Source organism: Glaciecola siphonariae, assembly GCF_042652645.1.
GTDB lineage: Bacteria > Pseudomonadota > Gammaproteobacteria > Enterobacterales > Alteromonadaceae > Glaciecola > Glaciecola siphonariae.
Genome location: NZ_JBHSGU010000019.1, coordinates 46,430 through 66,237, shown reverse-complemented (window position 1 = coordinate 66,237; position 19,808 = coordinate 46,430). Strand labels below are relative to the sequence as shown.

19 protein-coding genes are annotated in these 19,808 nt (G+C 45.9%); 1 reads left to right on the top strand and 18 read right to left on the bottom strand.

All coding sequences use genetic code 11. The features are described from left to right. Positions 1–3: 3 nt before the first annotated feature. From ACFO4O_RS15980 to recJ, 15 genes are all read right to left on the bottom strand, one after another. A complete protein-coding gene (locus ACFO4O_RS15980; protein WP_382410336.1) occupies positions 4–429 on the bottom strand; it encodes a ClpXP protease specificity-enhancing factor in 426 nt (141 codons plus the stop codon). A 36-nt stretch (positions 430–465) separates the two neighbouring features. Beyond that, positions 466–1,098 carry a stringent starvation protein SspA gene (gene sspA, locus ACFO4O_RS15975; RefSeq protein ID WP_382410334.1) on the bottom strand — a complete coding sequence of 211 codons (633 nt, stop codon included), beginning with the start codon at positions 1,096–1,098 and terminating at the stop codon, positions 466–468. A gap of 104 nt (positions 1,099–1,202) precedes the next feature. Continuing rightward, on the bottom strand, positions 1,203–1,937 hold the full coding sequence (locus ACFO4O_RS15970; protein ID WP_382410332.1) for a cytochrome c1: 735 nt from the start codon (positions 1,935–1,937) through the stop codon (positions 1,203–1,205). After that, the gene (locus ACFO4O_RS15965; RefSeq protein ID WP_382410330.1) at positions 1,934–3,199 is read right to left on the bottom strand and encodes a cytochrome b; all 1,266 of its coding nucleotides are present in this window, start codon (positions 3,197–3,199) and stop codon (positions 1,934–1,936) included. The genes ACFO4O_RS15970 and ACFO4O_RS15965 overlap by 4 nt, the downstream gene beginning before the upstream one ends. Next, positions 3,199–3,831: a ubiquinol-cytochrome c reductase iron-sulfur subunit gene (petA, locus tag ACFO4O_RS15960; protein WP_382410328.1), complete on the bottom strand. Its 633-nt coding sequence runs from the start codon at positions 3,829–3,831 to the stop codon at positions 3,199–3,201. The genes ACFO4O_RS15965 and petA overlap by 1 nt, the downstream gene beginning before the upstream one ends. 296 nt (positions 3,832–4,127) lie before the next feature. Then, positions 4,128–4,820, bottom strand: coding sequence for a hypothetical protein (locus tag ACFO4O_RS15955; protein ID WP_382410326.1), 693 nt, complete (start codon positions 4,818–4,820; stop codon positions 4,128–4,130). A gap of 170 nt (positions 4,821–4,990) precedes the next feature. Continuing rightward, complete coding sequence (rpsI, locus tag ACFO4O_RS15950; RefSeq protein WP_382410324.1) at positions 4,991–5,383, bottom strand: 30S ribosomal protein S9; 393 nt, start codon at positions 5,381–5,383, stop codon at positions 4,991–4,993. A 12-nt stretch (positions 5,384–5,395) separates the two neighbouring features. After that, positions 5,396–5,824, bottom strand: a complete 429-nt coding sequence (gene rplM, locus ACFO4O_RS15945; protein ID WP_382410322.1) for a 50S ribosomal protein L13 — start codon at positions 5,822–5,824, stop codon at positions 5,396–5,398. 201 nt (positions 5,825–6,025) lie between these two features. Beyond that, positions 6,026–6,442 (bottom strand): MazG nucleotide pyrophosphohydrolase domain-containing protein, encoded by a 417-nt coding sequence (locus ACFO4O_RS15940; RefSeq protein ID WP_382410321.1) that lies wholly within the window; start codon positions 6,440–6,442, stop codon positions 6,026–6,028. A gap of 30 nt (positions 6,443–6,472) precedes the next feature. Beyond that, positions 6,473–8,614, bottom strand: a complete 2,142-nt coding sequence (relA, locus tag ACFO4O_RS15935) for a GTP diphosphokinase (RefSeq protein ID WP_382410319.1) — start codon at positions 8,612–8,614, stop codon at positions 6,473–6,475. A 12-nt stretch (positions 8,615–8,626) separates the two neighbouring features. Beyond that, positions 8,627–10,153, bottom strand: coding sequence for a 23S rRNA (uracil(1939)-C(5))-methyltransferase RlmD (gene rlmD / locus ACFO4O_RS15930; RefSeq protein ID WP_382410317.1), 1,527 nt, complete (start codon positions 10,151–10,153; stop codon positions 8,627–8,629). Between the two features lie 2 nt (positions 10,154–10,155). Continuing rightward, complete coding sequence (gene acpS, locus ACFO4O_RS15925; protein WP_382410462.1) at positions 10,156–10,563, bottom strand: holo-ACP synthase; 408 nt, start codon at positions 10,561–10,563, stop codon at positions 10,156–10,158. A gap of 4 nt (positions 10,564–10,567) precedes the next feature. Continuing rightward, positions 10,568–11,329, bottom strand: coding sequence for a pyridoxine 5'-phosphate synthase (gene pdxJ / locus ACFO4O_RS15920; protein ID WP_382410315.1), 762 nt, complete (start codon positions 11,327–11,329; stop codon positions 10,568–10,570). 61 nt (positions 11,330–11,390) lie between these two features. Further along, positions 11,391–12,122, bottom strand: coding sequence for a DNA repair protein RecO (gene recO, locus ACFO4O_RS15915; protein ID WP_382410313.1), 732 nt, complete (start codon positions 12,120–12,122; stop codon positions 11,391–11,393). A 64-nt stretch (positions 12,123–12,186) separates the two neighbouring features. After that, entirely contained in the window at positions 12,187–13,905 is a 1,719-nt protein-coding gene (gene recJ / locus ACFO4O_RS15910; RefSeq protein ID WP_382410311.1) for a single-stranded-DNA-specific exonuclease RecJ, read from the bottom strand. A gap of 318 nt (positions 13,906–14,223) precedes the next feature. On the opposite strand from recJ, the gene ACFO4O_RS15905 reads away from it, so the two are divergent. Further along, positions 14,224–14,661, top strand: coding sequence for a DUF2177 family protein (locus ACFO4O_RS15905; RefSeq protein ID WP_382410309.1), 438 nt, complete (start codon positions 14,224–14,226; stop codon positions 14,659–14,661). Positions 14,662–14,676: 15 nt separating this feature from the next. Here ACFO4O_RS15905 and ACFO4O_RS15900 read toward each other — a convergent pair whose 3' ends face one another. The 3 genes from ACFO4O_RS15900 to pdsR form a co-directional block, all read right to left on the bottom strand. Next, complete coding sequence (locus ACFO4O_RS15900; protein ID WP_382410307.1) at positions 14,677–16,308, bottom strand: FMN-binding glutamate synthase family protein; 1,632 nt, start codon at positions 16,306–16,308, stop codon at positions 14,677–14,679. A 371-nt stretch (positions 16,309–16,679) separates the two neighbouring features. After that, a complete protein-coding gene (gene pdsS, locus ACFO4O_RS15895; protein WP_382410305.1) occupies positions 16,680–18,878 on the bottom strand; it encodes a proteobacterial dedicated sortase system histidine kinase in 2,199 nt (732 codons plus the stop codon). Continuing rightward, entirely contained in the window at positions 18,875–19,567 is a 693-nt protein-coding gene (gene pdsR, locus ACFO4O_RS15890; RefSeq protein WP_382410303.1) for a proteobacterial dedicated sortase system response regulator, read from the bottom strand. Before pdsR ends, pdsS begins: the two co-directional genes overlap by 4 nt. Positions 19,568–19,808 lie beyond the last annotated feature (241 nt).

Sequence of the window (19,808 nt, the reverse complement as noted above, 5' to 3'; positions counted from 1 at the left end):
GGGCTATTTTACAACCCGTAAGCTTGCTTTCTTGCTGCTAGCTTTAGCGGTTTTTTTAGCCTCTTCTGAACCGCTTTTAGCTTGTTCATCTGACTCGTCTGCTTGGGCAAGCAACTCAGGTGTAAACACTGTGCCTGCGCCGTTTTCTTTTGCATATATAGCGGTAACTGCTCTGCAAGGAAAGCGAACGACCATAGGTTGTCCGCTAAACCGTGCCTGAAATGACACTTGGTCAATATCCATAAAAAAGTTAGCACACGCGCTAGGCGAGACGTTAAGTACGATCTGCCCGTCTCGAACAAAGTCTTGAGGCACCTCAACGTCTTGCGTGTTTGCATCAATTACCATGTAGGGGGTTAAGCCATTGTCGATTATCCAATCGTAAAAGGCTTTAAGTAAATATGGCTGATTAGATGTCATATTCTGCATAGCTACATCCCCCTGTGTTAACCGTTAGCAAGTTTGCTATAAAGGGTTATGGATTTCACGCTCTTGGTCGGTCAATGACGCTTTAAAAGAGCCACGCTCAAATATACGCTTCATATATGCATTTACTTCGCGCGAGCCTGCGCCGCTTAGCGAAATATCCAAGGCCGGCAAACGCCACAGTAAAGGCGCTAGGTAACAATCGACTAAACTAAATTCTTCGCTCATAAAAAACGGCGTTTCAGAAAATACTGGGGCAAGGCTTAAAATGGCTTCTTTAAGCTCATTACGCGCTTCATCTGCGCCCTCTTCTTTTCTAAATATACGTCCCGCTAAGCTATACCAATCTTGTTCTATTCTATGCATCATCAAGCGGCTGGTGCCGCGCGATACCGGATACACAGGCATAAGAGGTGGATGCGGGAAGCGCTCATCTAAGTACTCCATAATAATATGAGACTTATAAAGCACTAAATCGCGGTCAACTAAGGTAGGCACAGTCCCGTATGGATTTAATTCGAGGAGTTCTTCATTTAGCTGGGTTGGATCGGTAAAAATAATCTCTACGCCCACGCCCTTCTCAGCTAATACGATACGCACCTGGTGGCTGTAAATATCGATATTGTCTGAAAACAAGGTCATGATAGAACGTTTGTTTGTGGCTACTGCCATTAAAACCTCCGGGTTCTTTGCATCAAAGAATTGAACTTAAAACAAGCTTACGCATAAAAAGGGGCATTACGCCCCTTTAAAAAATGACTCGCGATTATAGTGTATTACTTCAGTCCCCGCCAGTACTCTTTCTTCAGAAGGTAGGCTAAAACAAAGAAGATAAGGATGAATACTAGGACTTTTTTACCAATAGATTCTGACTTAAGTCGCGTCGGTTCACCTGTATACTCCAAGAAGTTTACTAGGTCGCGAATAGCCTCGTCATATTCGTCATCTGACAATTTACCGTTGCCCGGCGTGACGATATCGAATACTTCGGTTTTTTGCATCGAGCCGTCAACCATCTTCTCTCGATATACCTTGGTAGGCGTACCTTGAAGAGGTTCGAGCACATGCGGCATACCTACGTTAGGGAATACCAAGTTGTTCACACCAAATGTTTTACTCTCGTCTACGTAAAAAGTGCGTAAATAAGTATAAATCCATTCAGGACTGCGAACACGAGCAACCAAAGTAAGGTCCGGTGGCGGCGCACCAAACCATGTTGCAGCATCTTCGGCCGGCATAGGCGTTGTGATGTAGTCAGACACCTTCTCACCCGTAAATTGCAAGTACTGCTGACCAAGGTCCTCAGGTATTCCCAAGTCATTGAAGGTGCGCTGATAGCGCTGGTATTGCATTTGGTGGCAACCCAAGCAATAGTTCATAAAGATTTTGGCACCATTTTGTAGCGATGCCTTATCAGTTAAGTCTATGTTCGGATCGTCAAGCGGATGATTAGAGCCCGCCGCAAAAGAGATACCCGGAACAAGTAGTAATAATGCTATCCATTTTCTCATTTAGGGATCCTCGTCGGAACAGGCTTAGTTTTTTCACTCTTCGAGTAAATAAACAGAAGTATAAAGAAGCCAAAATACATAACTGTTGCGATTTGAGACGCAGTAATCTTCCAGTTTTCCTGTGGTGTTCCGCCAAGGTAGCCTAAGAACACAAACACGGCTGCAAACACAAGCAAGTTTACTTTATGCAGTCCGCTTCTGTAGCGCCATGAGCGCACGTTGCTGCGATCAAACCAAGGCATTGCGAACAAGAATGCAATAGCGGCGAACATCGTCAATACACCAAAGAGCTTGTCGGGCACCGCTTTTAAAATGGCATAAAAAGGAGTGAAATACCAAACGGGGAAGATGTGCTCTGGTGTTTTCAATGGATTGGCAATCTCAAAGTTTGGATGCTCCAAGAATTTACCGTCCATTTCAGGGGCAAAGAACAAGATATAGCAAAATGCGAATAAAAATACCGCAAAGGCTACTAAGTCTTTGAGCACTATGTGCGGGAAGAATGGCACTACGTCGTCGGCAATGTCGTACTTGTCGGTGTAGTACTCATGGATTTTAAACTTCGTTTTTTCGCTTTCTGGCAGGCTGCCTTTTTTGTGCTTGATGTTGACGCCATCTGGGTTGTTAGAGCCCACTTCATGTAGCGCAACAATGTGCAAGAAAACCAGAATTACGATAACTAGCGGCAGCGCAATCACGTGCAGTGCAAAGAAGCGGTTAAGCGTAGCGCCCGATATTACGTAGTCGCCTTGAATCCACTCAACGAGGTCAGGACCAATAACAGGGATAGCCGAGAATAAGGACACGATAACCTGCGCGCCCCAATAGCTCATTTGTCCCCAAGGTAATACATAACCCATGAAAGCTTCAGCCATTAGCGCGAGGTAAATAAGCATTCCAAACACCCATAATAACTCACGGGGCTTTTGATATGAGCCATACATCATGCCACGGAACATATGCAAATATACCACAACGAAGAAGGCAGAAGCCCCCGTACTATGCATATAGCGTATTAGCCAGCCGTAATCGACTTCGCGCATAATATACTCAACCGAGGCAAACGCTCGCTCAGCCGACGGTTCAAAGTTCATCGTTAACCAGATACCTGTGATAATCTGATTAACTAGTACAATAGTGGCTAAAAAGCCAAATGCATACCACATGTTCATATTGCGTGGTGCAGGATATTGAATCGCGTGCATGTTCGCCACGCGCATCATTGGTATGCGTTGTTCAATCCAATTTAGAAAGCCGTTCATTATGCAGCCCCCTCGTCAGAACCAATTAAGATGGTGTTATCGTCAACAAAATAATAAGGCGGAACGACTAAGTTCAAGCCGGCTGGAACGTTCTTGAATACGCGACCTGCCATATCAAATTTCGAACCGTGACACGGGCAGAAAAAGCCGTTTTCGATACTTTCCTCATATTCAGTAAAGGCACCTTCGGCCAAAAACTGAGGAGAGCACCCTAGGTGAGTACAAATGCCCACCAATACGAGATATTCTTCTTTGATTGAGCGATATACATTTTGCGCATAGCTCGGCTGTTGCTCGGTATCAGAACCAGGGTCTTTTAGTTTGTCATCATGACCATCTAAAGCTGCCAGCACTTCTGGCGTTCTGCGCACAACCCAAACCGGCTTGCTTCGCCACATTACGCGAATCAACTGGCCTTCTTGAATACCACTGATATCTACTTCAACATCAGCACCTGCAGCCTTTGCTCTCGCGCTCGGTTGCCATGATGCAATAAAGGGCACCGCGGCACCTGCTACACCTACTGCGCCCACGACAGATGTCGCGACAGTTAGGAATTTCCGACGCCCATTATTAGGCGGGGTAGCGGGTGTTTGCGCTGAGTCATTGGCATCGATTGATACATCGCTCATCAACTGTTCTCCGGGGGTTAGACAGGTATTAAAACCTGCTATTCAGTCAGTTATTCAGGTTATATCGGCAAAATTAAACAAAACCACAACTTTGCGTTTTCAACCTTACTCACTTAAAGCTAAAAATTTTCACCGCGTATGGTAAAAGAAAACACTTAGTAAACACAAGGAATTACTGGCAAAAAAGCTATGTTCTTGTGCTTTGTAGTCAACTATTTTGCACAGCCCCAGTGATTTTACCATCAGACTTAAGTCCTTAGGTTTTCTTTAGGCTAATTTAGAAGGTGATAAGCGCGCTATATTTGCGTCGGCGATTGCTCAGGACCCTCGTGAGATGTGTTTACTAACACCAATATCAAAACAAACATACACAGTACGATATTAAACAAAGGAATTTGCAGGTCGCTTGGCATCGCGTATATCACCGACACCGCAGGTATCCACACGATCCAAGTGCTAATAAGTGTGGCTGGGAGTTGCTCGGTGATAATGGTGCGGTCAACACTGCGAAGCCATTCACGAACCTTGAAGTGCTTTTCTTTGAACAAAAGACATACAGTTAGAAATGGCGAAGCAATGAAGACGGTAAATACAAATTGGTCAAATAGTACTTTTTTTGCAATGGTGCCGATGTCGTTCCCTTCGCCAAATAACACCCCCTGAAAGGTATAGAAGCGGTCAATCATCCACCCCATAAAGGCCCATAACATGCAGTAAAAAACGAGTTGAGCAAGTGGTTTAAACGTGATTTGCTTAAGCAACAACATCAATAAATACGGCAATAAACCACCAAAAAGAGACGTTGATACTACGGCATACAGCACGCCGTAATTATTTTTAAGATTCGCCAGCGCTTCAAAATAGGGCTTTGCGACGGGTAGATAAAAATAGCTTAAGCCCAGCCCAAAAGCGATCAGCTGTAAATAAATAGCAGGCTTTATATTTTGCTTAAATGCAAACTTGATTTTGTTTAATAAAAGAGAGGCCACGTTTTTGCCGTGCGACGGAGTCTGTATGATATTAGAACCCGATTAGCGTCATGATCCAAGATAAGACCCAAAAATCGTAAGCTCAAAACCATATTTTCGAGCATATCGCTTTGGCAGTAGAGAAACAAAAAACCCCGCAAAAGCGGGGTTTTTTAACAATACAAAAAGTATTAACGTTTTGAGAACTGTGGACGCTTACGCGCTTTGTGTAGACCCACTTTCTTACGCTCAACTTTACGCGCATCACGAGTAACAAACCCTGCTTTACGAAGGGCAGGACGAAGTGCTTCGTCGTACTCCATGAGTGCACGAGTGATACCGTGGCGAATTGCGCCAGCTTGTCCTGAAATACCACCGCCAGAAACAGTGATGTAGAGGTCAAACTTATCAGTCATTTCAACTAGCTCTAACGGTTGCTTAACAATCATTTGAGCTGTTTCGCGACCAAAGAACACGTCTAATGGACGCTTGTTAACTACGATGTTACCGCTGCCTGGACGAAGGAAAACGCGAGCGGTAGAGCTTTTTCGACGGCCTGTGCCGTAATATTGTGTATCTGCCATGTTGCTCGCTCCTTATATATCCAATGCTTGAGGTTGCTGTGCTTGATGCGTGTGCTCTGGTCCAACGAAGACTTTCATCTTACGGAACATTGCACGGCCGAGAGGACCCTTAGGTAACATACCTTTAACTGCCTTCTCTAACACCATCTCAGGCTTCTTTTCGATCATTTTTTCAAATGTCGCTTCTTTCAAGCCGCCAGGGTAACCAGTGTGTGAGTAATAGATTTTGCCCTTGGCTTTATTGCCAGTTACAGTAATCTTCTCAGCATTCACAACTACGATGTAGTCACCAGTGTCCACGTGTGGTGTGTACTCTGGCTTGTGCTTACCACGCAGTCTTAGTGCGATTTCTGCCGCTAAGCGACCTAACGTTTTGTCTGCGGCGTCAACCACATACCAGTCGCGCTGTACGCTTTCCGGCTTTGCAACAAAAGTTTTCATTAATATTCACCCAAAATATAAAAAACAAAAATAAAGTATATGTATATCAATCATTTGACCCCTTCGAGCCGATTGATCTTCCACCGTCCCAACGGTGGGTGTAACTGGGCAGGTCGCGAATTATACAGACTCTGACGAAAAAACGAAGTCTTTTATATACTTAATTTGTAATTAAGCTCCGCTCTGGGTATTGGGTATTGGCTACTTTTTACTCTTTACCTCAAGCCAAATACGCTCGAGCGTGTCGATGTCGGCGAGTTTCATATTAATATTTCTTTGTTCCGCTATCGCTTTTACGGCGCCAAAACGTTGATTAAACTTTTGATTTGCAAGTTGTAGCGCATGCTCTGCTGGCACATCTAAATGCCGGGCAAGGTTCACCACCGCAAACAGTAAATCGCCCAGCTCCTCGATGACCTGCGCTTTGGTTTGATGCGCTACGGCTTCTTTGACCTCGTCGAGTTCTTCCAAGACTTTGGCAAAAACAGGCTGTACGTCAGGCCAATCAAAGCCAAGAGCCTTGGCATCGAGCTGTATTTGTTGTGCCGCGCTGAGCTGACTCTTCGCGTTACCTACAGACTCCTTAAAATCTAAGCCATCGACTTTGGTGCTTGTCATTTTATAGCCTCTTGATATTCGCTCTCGCGCTTAATGACGCTTGATGTCCAGCACGCCTTTGATATTTCGAAGACGAACAATAAGCTTACTCAAGACCGAGGCATTTGGCACTTCAACACTTAATTTGATAAGCGCCGTACCGTCTTTTTTGTTTGATATGCTATTGACCCCCAAAAGCGCAATTTTCTCATTCGACAGCTCGGTGGTCATATCGCGCAATATGCCATTGCGGTCAATGCTTTGCACATCGAGCGTTGTAGAAAAGGCGGTAGCATTGTTAAACGCCCAAGTGACCTCTATTTCTCGCTCTGGGTGGCTTTTTAATAAATTTTCAAGCTGGGGGCACCCGTCTTTATGCACGCTTACTCCCTTGCCTAAAGTTATATACCCAACAATGTCGTCTCCTGCCACCGGCTGACAACATTTTGCTAGCGTACTCAGTAAATTCCCAACGCCTTCGGCAATGATAGGCTGATTAGATTTCTTTGCCCGTGGTTTGACGGTTTTAGGTAGCTGTGATTCATCGGGCGGCGGCGCGTGCTTTTGTATAAGTGCATTGACCACCGCCATCACTCGCACATCGCCCGTACCGATGGCTGCATATAAATCATCTGCTGTTTTTACATTGTATTTATCCAGCAGATCATTCGCGCATTTAAGCGCTATGTTGACCTTATTAAGCTCGCGCTCTAAAAGCTCTTTCCCCGCTTCGCAGTTTTTGTCTTTATCTTGCTTTTTAAAATACGAATGCACCGTGGCCCGCGCCCGAGCAGTATGAACATAGCCTAAGCCTGGATGCATCCAATCGCGCGAGGGCGTTGCATTTTTACTCGTAAGTACGCTGACTTGGTCACCGGTTTGCAGCTTGTAGGTAAATGGCACAATGCGACCATTTATTTTTGCGCCGGTACATCTATGACCAATGTTGCTATGAATATAATAGGCAAAATCTAGCGGAGTCGCACCTTGCGGGAGGTCTATTACATCGCCTTTCGGTGTGAACACATACACACGGTCTTCAAATACTTGGCTTCTGAATTCTTCAACCAAATTACCCGATTCGGCCATTTCTTCTTGCCACTGCAATATCTTACGCAGCCAGTTCACACGTTCATCAGCACTTGCCTGCTTGGTGCTGCTTCCTTCTTTGTACTTCCAATGCGCGGCAACGCCGAGCTCAGCATCTTGATGCATTTTCTGGGTTCGAATTTGAATCTCAATCGACTTGCCTTGCGGCCCAACCACCACCGTATGAATGCTTTGGTACCCGTTTTGTTTAGGCGTTGCAATATAGTCATCAAATTCATTGGGAATATGTCTAAATTGCGCGTGCACCGTGCCTAAAGCGGCATAGCAATCTTGCAAGCGCTCGGCAATAATACGTAGCGCTCTTATATCGAATAGCTGCTCGAAATCGAGCTGTTTTTTCTGCATTTTTTTATAAATGCTGTAAATATGCTTAGGCCGCCCAATCACCTCGGCCTTGATGTTTTCTTTATCTAAGGTTTGCTGAAGATGAGTAACAAAATCGCTGATATAGCGCTCGCGGTCGCTACGCTTTTCTTTTAGCATGCTGGCAACGCGCTTATAGGTTTGCGGATGTAAATAACGAAACGAAAGGTCCTCTAGTTCCCATTTCAGTTGACCGATACCCAAGCGATTCGCCAAAGGCGCATAAATAGTGGCGCACTCGCGGGCAACAATTACCCGCGTTTCTTCATCTTTATCTTTGACTTGATGCAGCGTACAGATGCGTTCTGCCATTTTGATCACAACTGCGCGAACATCTTCAACCATCGTAAGGAGCATATTACGCAAATTCTCGACTTGTCCTGCATCAGAGGGATTGCGCGACTGCAAAGTACGTATTGCATCCATTTTACGCACACCTAATACCAGCTCGGCAATAGGTTTGCCAAACTTTGCTTCAATCGCAGGAGCGTCTAATTGATGAATATCGCAGTAGGGATAAACCAAAGCGGCCTGAAGGGTTTCGTCGTCCATATGCAGGTCGTGCAAAATTTCGACCATTTCCTGACCTATCAATAAGATGTCGGGCTGGTCTGATACGCGCTTTAGCTTTTCTTTGGTGCTATCTGATACCGGCAAGGCCTCGAGCCACTGCTCAAAGGGTGGTCGGGTCGACTGATGTACACTGCGGATAGAGACCATGCTTATAATCCTTCAGGAACGTTCCAACAGTGCCATCGTTTCGAGATGCTGTGTAAACGGGAACATATCAAGAGCCTTAATATACTTTACGGTGTAGCTTTGCTTTAGAATCTTTAAATCTCGCGCTAAGGTATCTGGATTGCACGATACATAAACTATTCGCCCCACCTGGCTGTGGTTTAACTTTTCACACAACGCTTGTGCGCCATCTCTCGCTGGGTCGAGTAAAACCGCATCTGTTGACTTAATATCAAGCGCGTCGAGCGCTATCTTATCACTTAAATTAGCCTGCTTAAATTGCGCATGCGCTGCACTATTTATTGCTGCATTACTGCGAGCTTGGGCCACCATGCTTTCACTGACTTCATACCCTACTATTGCTCGATGATGTTTAGCTAATGCTACGGTAAAGTTCCCCATACCGCAGAAAAAATCGTGTATGAGTGCGCCCTGTATGTCGTCAAACCATTCGATGACTTGCGTTAACATGAGTGTGTTTACCGACGCATTGACCTGAATAAAATGCTCAGGGGCTATGTTGAGCTTTACGTCTTGATAGTCTGATATGGCAAGACTAGCTGATTGCTCACCATAATCGGTAATTAATTTGTGTTTATATCGGCACATTATTCTTATTTGCAAACGCTCAGCTAAGGCTTGCAGCGGCAATAAGTCTGTAGCAAGCACTGACTTGGCCATATTAATAAGGACTATCACGCCATCTAAGCTGCGGGTTAGTTCCAGATGTCCAAGCTTTTGCACAAACGGCAGTGCCCGGAGCGCGGGAAGAAGTAATGTCAAGACACGCTGTAAATCGTGGTGTAAAACAGGGCAGTTTTCTATATCTACCACCTGATTAGACTGCGCCTTGCGGTAACCCATTTTTATATTTTGCTTATCTCGCGCGTCTATGGCTAATCGCACCTTACGCCGATATCCCATAGCTTGCCGCTGCTGTGAATAATCGATAGTCGATAAAATCGGAGCTTGCCACGCTTGCTCACTCACCCCCGCCATCTTGTATAAAAACCGCTTGAGTGAATCTTCTTTATAATAAAGGCCATGCTCTGCAGAGAGTGTTTGTAACTGACATCCTCCGCAGCTTTCATAAACATCGCAGAAGGGCTTTACTCGCTGTTCACTTGCCTGCTGTATGCTTATCACCTTAGCATGCTGCACGTTTTTGCCGAACGACTGCATTTGCATCGTGACTGTCTCGTTTGCCAACGCTCCAGCTACTATAGTGATAGGGCGCGTCGACAGCACTAAGGCCTGACCGTGATGGTCCATTGTGTCGACATGCACATCTTTAAACACTTGATTTGATGACGCTTGTGAGCGTTCTGATGGTTGTGCATCACTGCTCGGTAATGTAGCGCTTTGTATAGATTGGTTTTGCGATTGGTTTTGCGTCTGGTTTTGCGGCAAACGGTTCTGTGAAGGGGCTTTTTCTTTATTTATGGCCACTCGTTTCGCGCCACGCGTTTTACGGCGCGGTGAATGCTTAGAGCGAGGTTTTGCTTTGAAAAATTGCACCATTGTCAGAAAGTCCCTGAAGTACTTTGATTTAGCTGCGCTTCAATAATCACAAAGGCCGTCGCATAATCTTGTTCATCTGCGATGCTGATGTGCAAGCTGCTCACTTGATGCTCCCTACACCAAAGCTCAAAAGCGCCAAGCGCACGTAATATGGGCTTTCCTAATTCATCATGTATGACTTCGATATGCTGCCACGATATACCGTGCCCTATGCCGGTTCCGATAGCCTTCACCGCTGCCTCTTTGCTGGCGAACTTCTTGGCTAAATAACGCGCCTGCATGGAACAGTCTGTAAATTCTTGCCATTCGAACTCGGTGAGCACACGCTTGGCAAGCGCATCTCCCTTGCTTAAGGCTTTTTCAATGCGTTTAATATCAACAATATCAGTACCAATACCCAAAATCATGATTGGCCTAAGGAGCAGATGTGCGCGTCAATATTGCTTGCGTGCGCGCTTCTTGCATGAGCATGCGCATATCTTTCACTGCTTTTTCAAGGCCGTCAAAGGCCGCACGGGCTATTATTGCATGACCAATGTTAAGCTCAATAAGCTCTGTGATGGCCGCAACTGGCTTAACATTATGATAATGAAGTCCATGGCCAGCATTCACTTTTAACCCTAAACGATGCGCGTACTCAATGCCCACTTTTAGCTTCTCCAACTCAGCGGCGGCTGTATGCTCATTGCGTGCTTCGGCGTACTGTCCGGTATGAATTTCAATATACGGGGCACCAGCCTCAAGCGCTGCCTCAATTTGTACTTCATCGGCATCAATAAATAGCGACGCTTGTGTGCTTTGCTCAGACAACTGCTGGCAGGCGTCTTTCATTCGCGCAAGATTGCCAGCAACGTCTAAACCGCCTTCTGTGGTTAACTCTTCGCGTTTTTCAGGCACCAAACAACAAAATTCAGGCAACACTTTAGCAGCAATGGCCAGCATTTCATCGGTAACCGCCATTTCAAGATTCAGTCGGGTGTTAATGGTTTGCTTGAGCAAAAACACGTCTTGATCTTTGATATGTCGTCGATCTTCACGTAAATGCACGGTAATACCGTCGGCCCCTGCGCGCTCTGCAATGTCTGCGGCATGCACCGGGCATGGGTAATGTGTGCCTCTGGCATTGCGCAGTGTGGCGATGTGGTCAATATTAACGCCAAGTAAAATATCTTGCATATAACGGCCCTTGATAGATTTGCTTATGAGTATAGTACCAAACTTACCGGCAATTCGATTGCTAGCGCTTGATAAAAAGTTCGCGAGATTTAAGCGGCTTGTCACCAATGATAGGCAATAAGGCCTGCCGGCAAATATACTTTGCCGCTTTGCGGGCGCCAGATTCATAGCGTTTATGAGCAATAGCAATGAGGTCTTGCCCGAGGAGCGCAAATGGCTGCTGTGCAGGGCAAGCAACAAAGCCTTGTTCAGCAATAAAGGTGTAATGGCCCTCAGGATGAATGGCTTCACCCGTATCCGCACTATATTCAAAATCGGGCAGGTAACCGAGCTCTTGCAGCAACATCAGTTCAAAATCTCTCAGAATCGGCTCTACGTCGGGTCCGTTATTTGTGTTTGATATGTCTGCTTGGGTGCTCGCACTCTGTAAATGCAGCAAAGACTGTTGATATTGTTCAAACAGTAAGCTCATCGGCTCAGTCTCAGGCACGGCGCGAATGAGCAGTTCGTTCAAATAAAACGCACTGTAAAGACAGTTTCCATCAAGCTTTAACGGGCTATGTAGCGCCTCTGCCAGGCCTAGATTTTTTAATTGACTGCGTCCACTTAATTCAAACGACAGCAATTGCAAAGGCTGTATCAGGCTCTTTCTGTCTGATTTACCGGCTCCTCTGGCGCCCTTTACCACTGCACTGATACGACCATATTGGCGGGTAAAAAAATCCACCAACATGCTCGTTTCTCGATACGGGCGGCGATGAATAACATAGCCACTGGCCTGCAGTCTGCTCATAGCTAGGCAGAGCCAGTTTGGGCATTCAAAGGCAGAATTGGCTTGTGCTTATCTCGCCGATGCACTAGCGTACAGCCTCAATACCAGAAACTAGCAGCTGCACATTTATTTGCCCACGAAACTCATTAATATCCAAGCGATAGGCAAGGTGTACTCGATTCACTTCCAGATTTGGCCAACGTTCAAGATCAACATTAAAGGCAATCGCGTCAAACACCTGATCATCTTTTTGCACAACCATTTTAAGGTGTTTTTCTCCCACTATGCGCTGGTTAATCAATGTGAAATCATCATCAAATAAAGGCTCTTCAAACTGCTGCCCCCATGGTATCGACATTTTCAAAATTTCAGCTGTTTGCAATACCATTTCATCACATGCGAGGGCACCATCAGATAGCATGGTGTGGGCATTTGGTAAGTGAGCACTCACGCGCTCTACTTCCTCTTCAAATGCTTGTTTGAAGGCAGGTAATTTAGATTTATCAAGACTTAGTCCGGCGGCCATAGCGTGGCCACCGAACTTTGCAATGAGCCCCGGATTCTGGGTGTGAATTCGCTCGAGCACATCACGAATATGCACACCAGGAATGGAGCGGGCAGAACCTTTTAAGGCATGCTCGTTTTCATTGGCAAAGGCTATTGTGGGTTTGTAATGCTTTTCTTTTATCCGGCCTGCTAAAATACCCACGACGCCTTGGTGATATTCTTCATCATATAAAATGATGCCGGCAGGCATGCTGTTCTTGTCATCTTCGAACGCAGCGAGTGCGGTTTCAGCCAAATTCTGCATGCCTTGTTCAATGGTGCGGCGCTCGCGGTTAAGAGCATCGAGCTGGGCAGCTATTTTATAGGCCTGTTCATTGTCGTTAGTGAGGAGGCAGTGGATCCCTACGCTCATATCCTGCAGCCGTCCAGCCGCATTTAGCCTAGGCCCTAATACAAAGCCTAAATCAGTAGATGCTATGCGCCGTGGGTCCCGGCCGCCTATATCCAATAAGGCCAATATACCTGGGCGGGTCTTTCGTGCACGAATGCGTCCTATCCCCTGCTGCACTAAAATACGATTGTTGTGATCAAGCGCAACCACGTCAGCAACCGTACCAAGCGCGACGATGTCGAGATATTTGGCCAAGTTAGGGGCACAAAGGCCCTTTGCACTAAAATACTCGCTTTGCTCCAACCTAGCTTTTACCGCAGACATGACGTAAAACGCGACGCCCACCCCTGCGATATTTTTAGACGCAAATTCACAGCCCGGCTGATTAGGGTTCACGATAGCAGAGGCATCAGGCAAGTGACTGCCCGCCAAGTGATGGTCAGTCACTACTACCTTGATACCTAGGCTATTAGCGAGGGCAACGCCATCTACACTGGAAATACCGTTATCTACGGTAACAATTACATTGGCGCCCTGCTCGTGTGCCATATTGACCACGGGCGGCGTGAGGCCATAACCAAAATCAAAGCGGTTTGGTACAATAAATTGCGCATTTGAGTGGCCGAAGTCACGCAAACATAGCATGCATAAAGCCGTGCTGGTGGCTCCGTCTGCATCAAAGTCTCCCACAATACAAATGTTGTGACTTTCTTCAATGGCGCTGGCAATGATGTCAGCAGCACGGTCAATATCTTTAAGCGCACGGTAGTGCAACAAGTGCGCGGCCTTAGTGCTAATTTCGGCGGCATCTTTGAGTCCGCGTTGGCGCAGTATTTTATCTAGTATAGGGGGTAGAGAATCATCCAGAGGTTCTGATGAGCTTGGGCTTCGATGTTTAATCAGCACGGCTAGGTTCGTCTTCTTATCAAGATACAGTAAATGACTTCTCGTGCGTTGCAACAAACAACGAACGAGAGTATGGAATGCCATTAGGTTACCGCATTTTAACGGTTTAACGAAGCACAAGCGCACAATCTCCCAAAATGGACGTAGTGCAGTGAAAACTTTACACGCCCAAAACAACTCATTTTTGGAACTCCATTTTTACTTGTTAGAAATCAATTACTTAAACTTTGATTACAGTTGGCTTAACTTGTGCTTTACTGGTGGGTGAGATTCTTTCGACATTCAGGTCGATTATTATGAACAGCATAGGACGTATTCATGAACAAATTAAAGCCACTGGGCATTACGTATTTATCAATACTGGTAACCTACCTCATTGCCGACTTCATCTGGCTAGGCATCATCGCAAAAGCCGACTATAGCAACAGCATTGGTCATCTGATGCGCGACTCATACCCCATGTGGCCTTGGATTGCCTTTTATCTCATTTACAGCGCGTGTATTTTGCGCCTAGCCATATTCAATGGCGCCAAACCCACCTTTGCGAGGGTGTTCGCAAATGCATTTATTTTAGGATTGGCAAGTTATGGCGCATATAATTTAACCAACTACGCTATTTTGGCAGACTGGCCGTTATCCATCACATTCAAAGATTGGATATGGGGCACTAGTATTACGACAGCGTCGGCCTTGGTGGGCTTCTTTGCACTATCGTTCGCCACCCGCAGGCTCGAAAAAGCGCAAAGTGCCGTCTAATAAATAACCATGCCGCTAGCTCACCGCTTGCGGCTTTTCATTTATTTCAGTCAGTTGTACGTTTGGCATAAACGAATGGGCCGATGACTCAGCAACGTCAAGCTGATAGCGTTCGGGAATGTCACCTTTTAAAAAGCTCCCCGACTCTACCATCGGAAAAACTTGGTCGTAGCGTTTCACTTGCTCTTGGCTCACGCGCCGAAAAATATGTGTACGGTTAACTTCATGCGGAGAGCGAATACCCGCCGATGTTAGAATATCCACCGCAGCGTGCACTGTCTTTTGCTGGAAGTTAAACACCCGCTCATATTTGTCTTCTGGTACCAGCCCCTTAGATAGCTTGGGGTCTTGCGTTGCAACGCCTGTCGGGCATCGATTTGTGTTGCAACTAAGAGATTGCACGCAGCCGAGGGCTAGCATCATCCCGCGAGCGCTGTTGCAGATATCCGCGCCAATGGCTAAGTTTTTTACCAAATGAAAACCGGAAATAATCTTGCCGCTTGCAATCAGTTTTATCTCATCGCGTAAGCCAAAACCTCTGAGCGCATCGTCAACAAAAGCCAAAGCCTCACGCAGCGGTGAGCCAATTGAATTTGTATATTCTAAGGGCGCAGCTCCGGTGCCTCCCTCACCGCCATCTACGGTAATAAAATCCGGACCGTCGTCTAATTGTTTCATCGCCTTACATATGGCCATAAACTCACTCTTTCGACCAATCGCGAGTTTAAAGCCAATGGGCTTACCACCAGATAGCTTGCGTAAGCTCTGAATAAACTCAATCAGCTCAAGGGGGCTAGAAAATGCGCTATGAAAAGGCGGAGAATCGACTTCGACACCCGGCTCAACACCCCGTATTTCAGCGATTTCTATGGTGTTCTTACTGGCTGGCAAAATACCGCCATGGCCCGGTTTAGCGCCTTGAGAAAGTTTAATTTCAATCATTTTAACCTGCGGATCGCGAGCGGCTTTTTCAAAGGCAGCGGCGTCGAACTTACCGTCACTCGTTCTGCAGCCAAAGTAGCCGGTACCTACTTGCCACACCAAATCTGCGCCATGTTCGCGGTGATACGGGCTAATACCGCCCTCGCCAGTGTTGTGATAAAACTCACCAAGCTTCGCGCCTTTGTTTAAAGCAAGTAGCGCATTTTGACTAAGTGAGCCAAAACTCATAGCTGAGATATTGAGAATATTTGCTTCGTAAGGTTGCGTGCAGTGCCGAGACCCAATCTTGACTCTCGGTTTGCAGTTTACGTCGTTAAAATGCAGTGCAGATATTGAATGTCCTATCCACTCATAACCGGTTTTGTAGGTATCTACGCGCGTTCCAAAGGGGACGGTTTCTCGATTATTTTTAGCGCGCTGATACACAATATTCCGAAACATTCGATTAATAGGTGAACCGCCAGTTTCAGACTCAATTAAATACTGTTGTGCAAAAGGACGGATTTCTTCCATCAACCAACGCCCCCTTGCAAGCACGGGGTAATTGCGCCATAGAGCATGACGCGTTTGTTTCATATCGTGGATAACTAGCGCTAAGAGCGCAAGGGTGAATATACCAAGCCAGAGCAAGGGGCTATGAAAATAGGCAGCTATAAGCACCAAAGCGTTTAAACATATTGTCACCATTAAAATGGGAAATGCCATTTAGTTATCTTCCTTTTTAAGTGGCTACCTTGCTTTGATACGTAACTGAACAATAGCTGAACATGCACTAAACATGTAAGCAAACATACCAAAGGCCTATAAACTTTAAGTATAGGGCGCGTAGCCTTTTAAATGTGATATTTTGAGTATAATACTGCCTGTTGATACCAGCGCGTAAAAACTAAATCTTAAAATGTGACCCTAACCATAGCACAACATCTAGAAGTCTGAACTGCATCGCTAGGCTCAGCTTGTATTTACCTAAGTACACATGGTGAGGTCGCTCGCAACTGACCGCATTGAGCAATTCGCTTGTACTGACCGCTTTAGTATTCATCCTCTACTTTTCAGCTTTTACTATTCAGCCTGTACTATTCAGCTTTTAGAGAGCAGTTAAAGCTCATTAATACGATAACGCCGGTATGGTCCGGCAGGTTTTCTATGCTTAGTTTTCCGCCATGAAAGCTCACTATCATGTCAGCAATAAATAAACCTAAGCCCAAATGAGACGTTTGATTAGCGTTATTGCTACGCACTGATATCATCGATTCGAGCAGCTGGTGTTTCATATTGTCGGGCAGCAGAGGGCCTTTGTTTGTTACCGATAGCGCCAGCTTTTTATCTTTCTCAAATATTCTGATCACAATGGGCTGCCCAGATTCACTGAACTCCAAGGCGTTCATCATGACTTTATCGAGCATTTGTGCAAACAGCTCGGGAGAGCCACTTATCGTTGCCGTAGGCAAATTATTGTCAAACTGAATTTGATGCTCCGGATATGCCATTGCGTAACCATCGACGCAACCGGCCACTACCTCGGCGGGTTTAAAAACCTCTTTGTCGGTGCGCTTTATGGCCTCCTCTAAACGGGTTGCTTCGCTCATGCTGTTTAAAATTTTACTCAAACGCGATATCCCTTGCTTTGCACGCTCAACATAAACATGACGGTCTTGTGCATCAGGGTCTAACAATAAATTATCAAGGGAAGAATTAACTATCGCAACCGGCGTTCGCAGCTCATGCGACAGCCGTGAGGCCATGTTTTCAAGATAATGATTGTATTGAGATAACTTGTTTAACACTTGCTCAAAACTGCGCGACAAGTCGCCAATCTCATCGCCTGATGCAGAAGCGGGAATACGGCCAACAATTTTACCATTTACATCGATGGCAGCTTCGGTATTGTCTCTAAGTCTTCTAATACGGCTCGATATGCGACTGGCAATTAAAAACAATGAAACAATGCCTAACAACATCACCGCCAAAATGAAGTTAAACTGTTTTTCAAGCGCTTGATTACGTAAAGTGCGAATACCGTTGGTGGTTTGCTCCACCACCACTGCTCCCATGACCTCCCCGTCAATAAAGATTGGATGTGCTGCTGATAAGATCACAGCTTTATTGTCTGGGCTCAGGCGCCACAGCGTATCCGGCTGACCGGTAAGCGCATTTGCAATGTCTTTTCCTTTAAGTGCAAACGCGTCTTGTAGTTCATCCACAAATTCGCTCGGCGGCCTAGTCAGTATTTTATAGTATAAGGGCAACAGCAATTGCTGCTCTATGGATTGCCAAATAGAGCTTTGCTCTACAAGACTTGTGTTTTGCGAGCGCCGAGCATTAATTGAAGTATCGGCCACCCCATCACTCTGTTGTATATCGCCCGAGCGAGCGAGTACGCGCATGTGATTGTCGACCACCCATACTCTGGCATTTGAATACTGTAGGCCTTTTATTATTCGCTCGATATCGGGAGACGGGACCAACACTGTACCGAGCTCTTGTGAGCGCGAGGGATTGGCGCTGCCGATGATATATTTTATCTGTCTGCTGCGCGCATCATCTACGTCAGCAATCGCAAAGGCAATTGAGCTACCTAGCATCTCAAGCGGAAATCTTATTTCTAACTCGTAGCCAAAACTTACTTCCCGCCACTGCCCTTGAATTCTCGTTTCTAGACGAAGTGGCGTAAAGGTTGTTGCATCATCGTCTAACAAAAATGCGTTCACCCAGCCTTCTTGATAAGGTGCTATCACATAACGTTTAAATGCGCCTGTGTTATCAATCAGCGCAATCTGCACAAAATCATTGCGGTCTATGCGCAAACTGTTTTGAGGGCGATACAGCACCGCATCGTCGGTAACGCTGAACATCGCATATAAAAAATTATCGTACTGGCCTACCATATGGGTAAAATGCAGGCTGTCGCGGTTATACACGGTGCTTTGCTCGATTAAATTATTGGCACCATAGTCGATGGTAAGCTCTCGGTAGTCTTGCCAATCCTGCAGTTTACCGTCTAGCTGTATAGGATAGCGAATACGATGTGCGTAAAGGTCTTTGCCCGGCTGTACATTTGATAAAAACGCAGACTGATTGTCGAATAATGCTGGGCGCTCGTGCAGCGCTGTGGCAACCGCGCGAGCAGTGCCCACTAAGGTTTGCTCCTGACCAATGCGCAGATACGTTTCGAGCTCCCATACAAACTGGTAGCCTAAATAAGGAATTACGAACAAAAACGAGGAAAATAAAAGCAGTTTTGTTCTTAAGCCTATCGCCCAGCGTTTGCTCATTGAGACTTCCACCGATAGCCCATACCGTAGACCGTTTCAATTCGGTCAAAGCTAGGGTCAAGTTCAACAAACTTTTTTCGCACGCGTTTAATGTGCGAGGTAATAGTGGTGTCATCTACCACCATTTTTGATTCATCCATCAACTGCTGACGACTCTTCACATGGCCGGCATATTTGGCAATTGCATGAAGCATCCAAAATTCAGTGACGGTTAGCTCTACCGGTATACCATCCCACGCCACGGTCATCCGCTTAGCATCCATGGTCAGCTTTCCATTTTGCACGATATCGGCGGCAAGTTGTGGCTCACCGAGCAGATCGTTGCGGCGGAACAAGGCAGCGATACGTGCTAATAAATGCGGTAGGCTGATATCTTTAGTCAGATAATCATCTGCCCCCATACGCAAACCACATATGGTGTCGTAGTCGTTGTCTCGCGCGGTAAAAAATATGATGGGCAAGGTTTTTGACAAGCCCCGTAGTTGCTGACACAACGCAAAACCACCGTCTATCTCACCTTGCAGCCCAATGTCAATTATGGCGAGGTCGGGCAATTTTTGCGAAAAAGCCCGTTCTGCCTGAGGACGAGTATCGTAGGCAGCTACTTCATACCCCTGTTTTGAGAGGGCCGATATGTAGTTTTCTCGCAGCGCTAGGTCATCTTCTACTAATGCAATCGTTTTTGGCATTTATTGGGGCTTCTTTTAACTGAGTAAAGTTGTGTTATCACGCATGTGCAAAGTAATAAGCCCAACTATATCGAAATTTTGTGCAAAGCAAAGTCTCACACTGCAATTTCCATTTTTTCGCCACAATTGACCTTCACATTGCCATGATTGCTGCCGCGAATTGCCATTTTCTTTGTGTTTAATGAAATGGAAGACAAACAAGTCTCATTTATTTCCCACTCTTTGATGAGAGCAACACTAA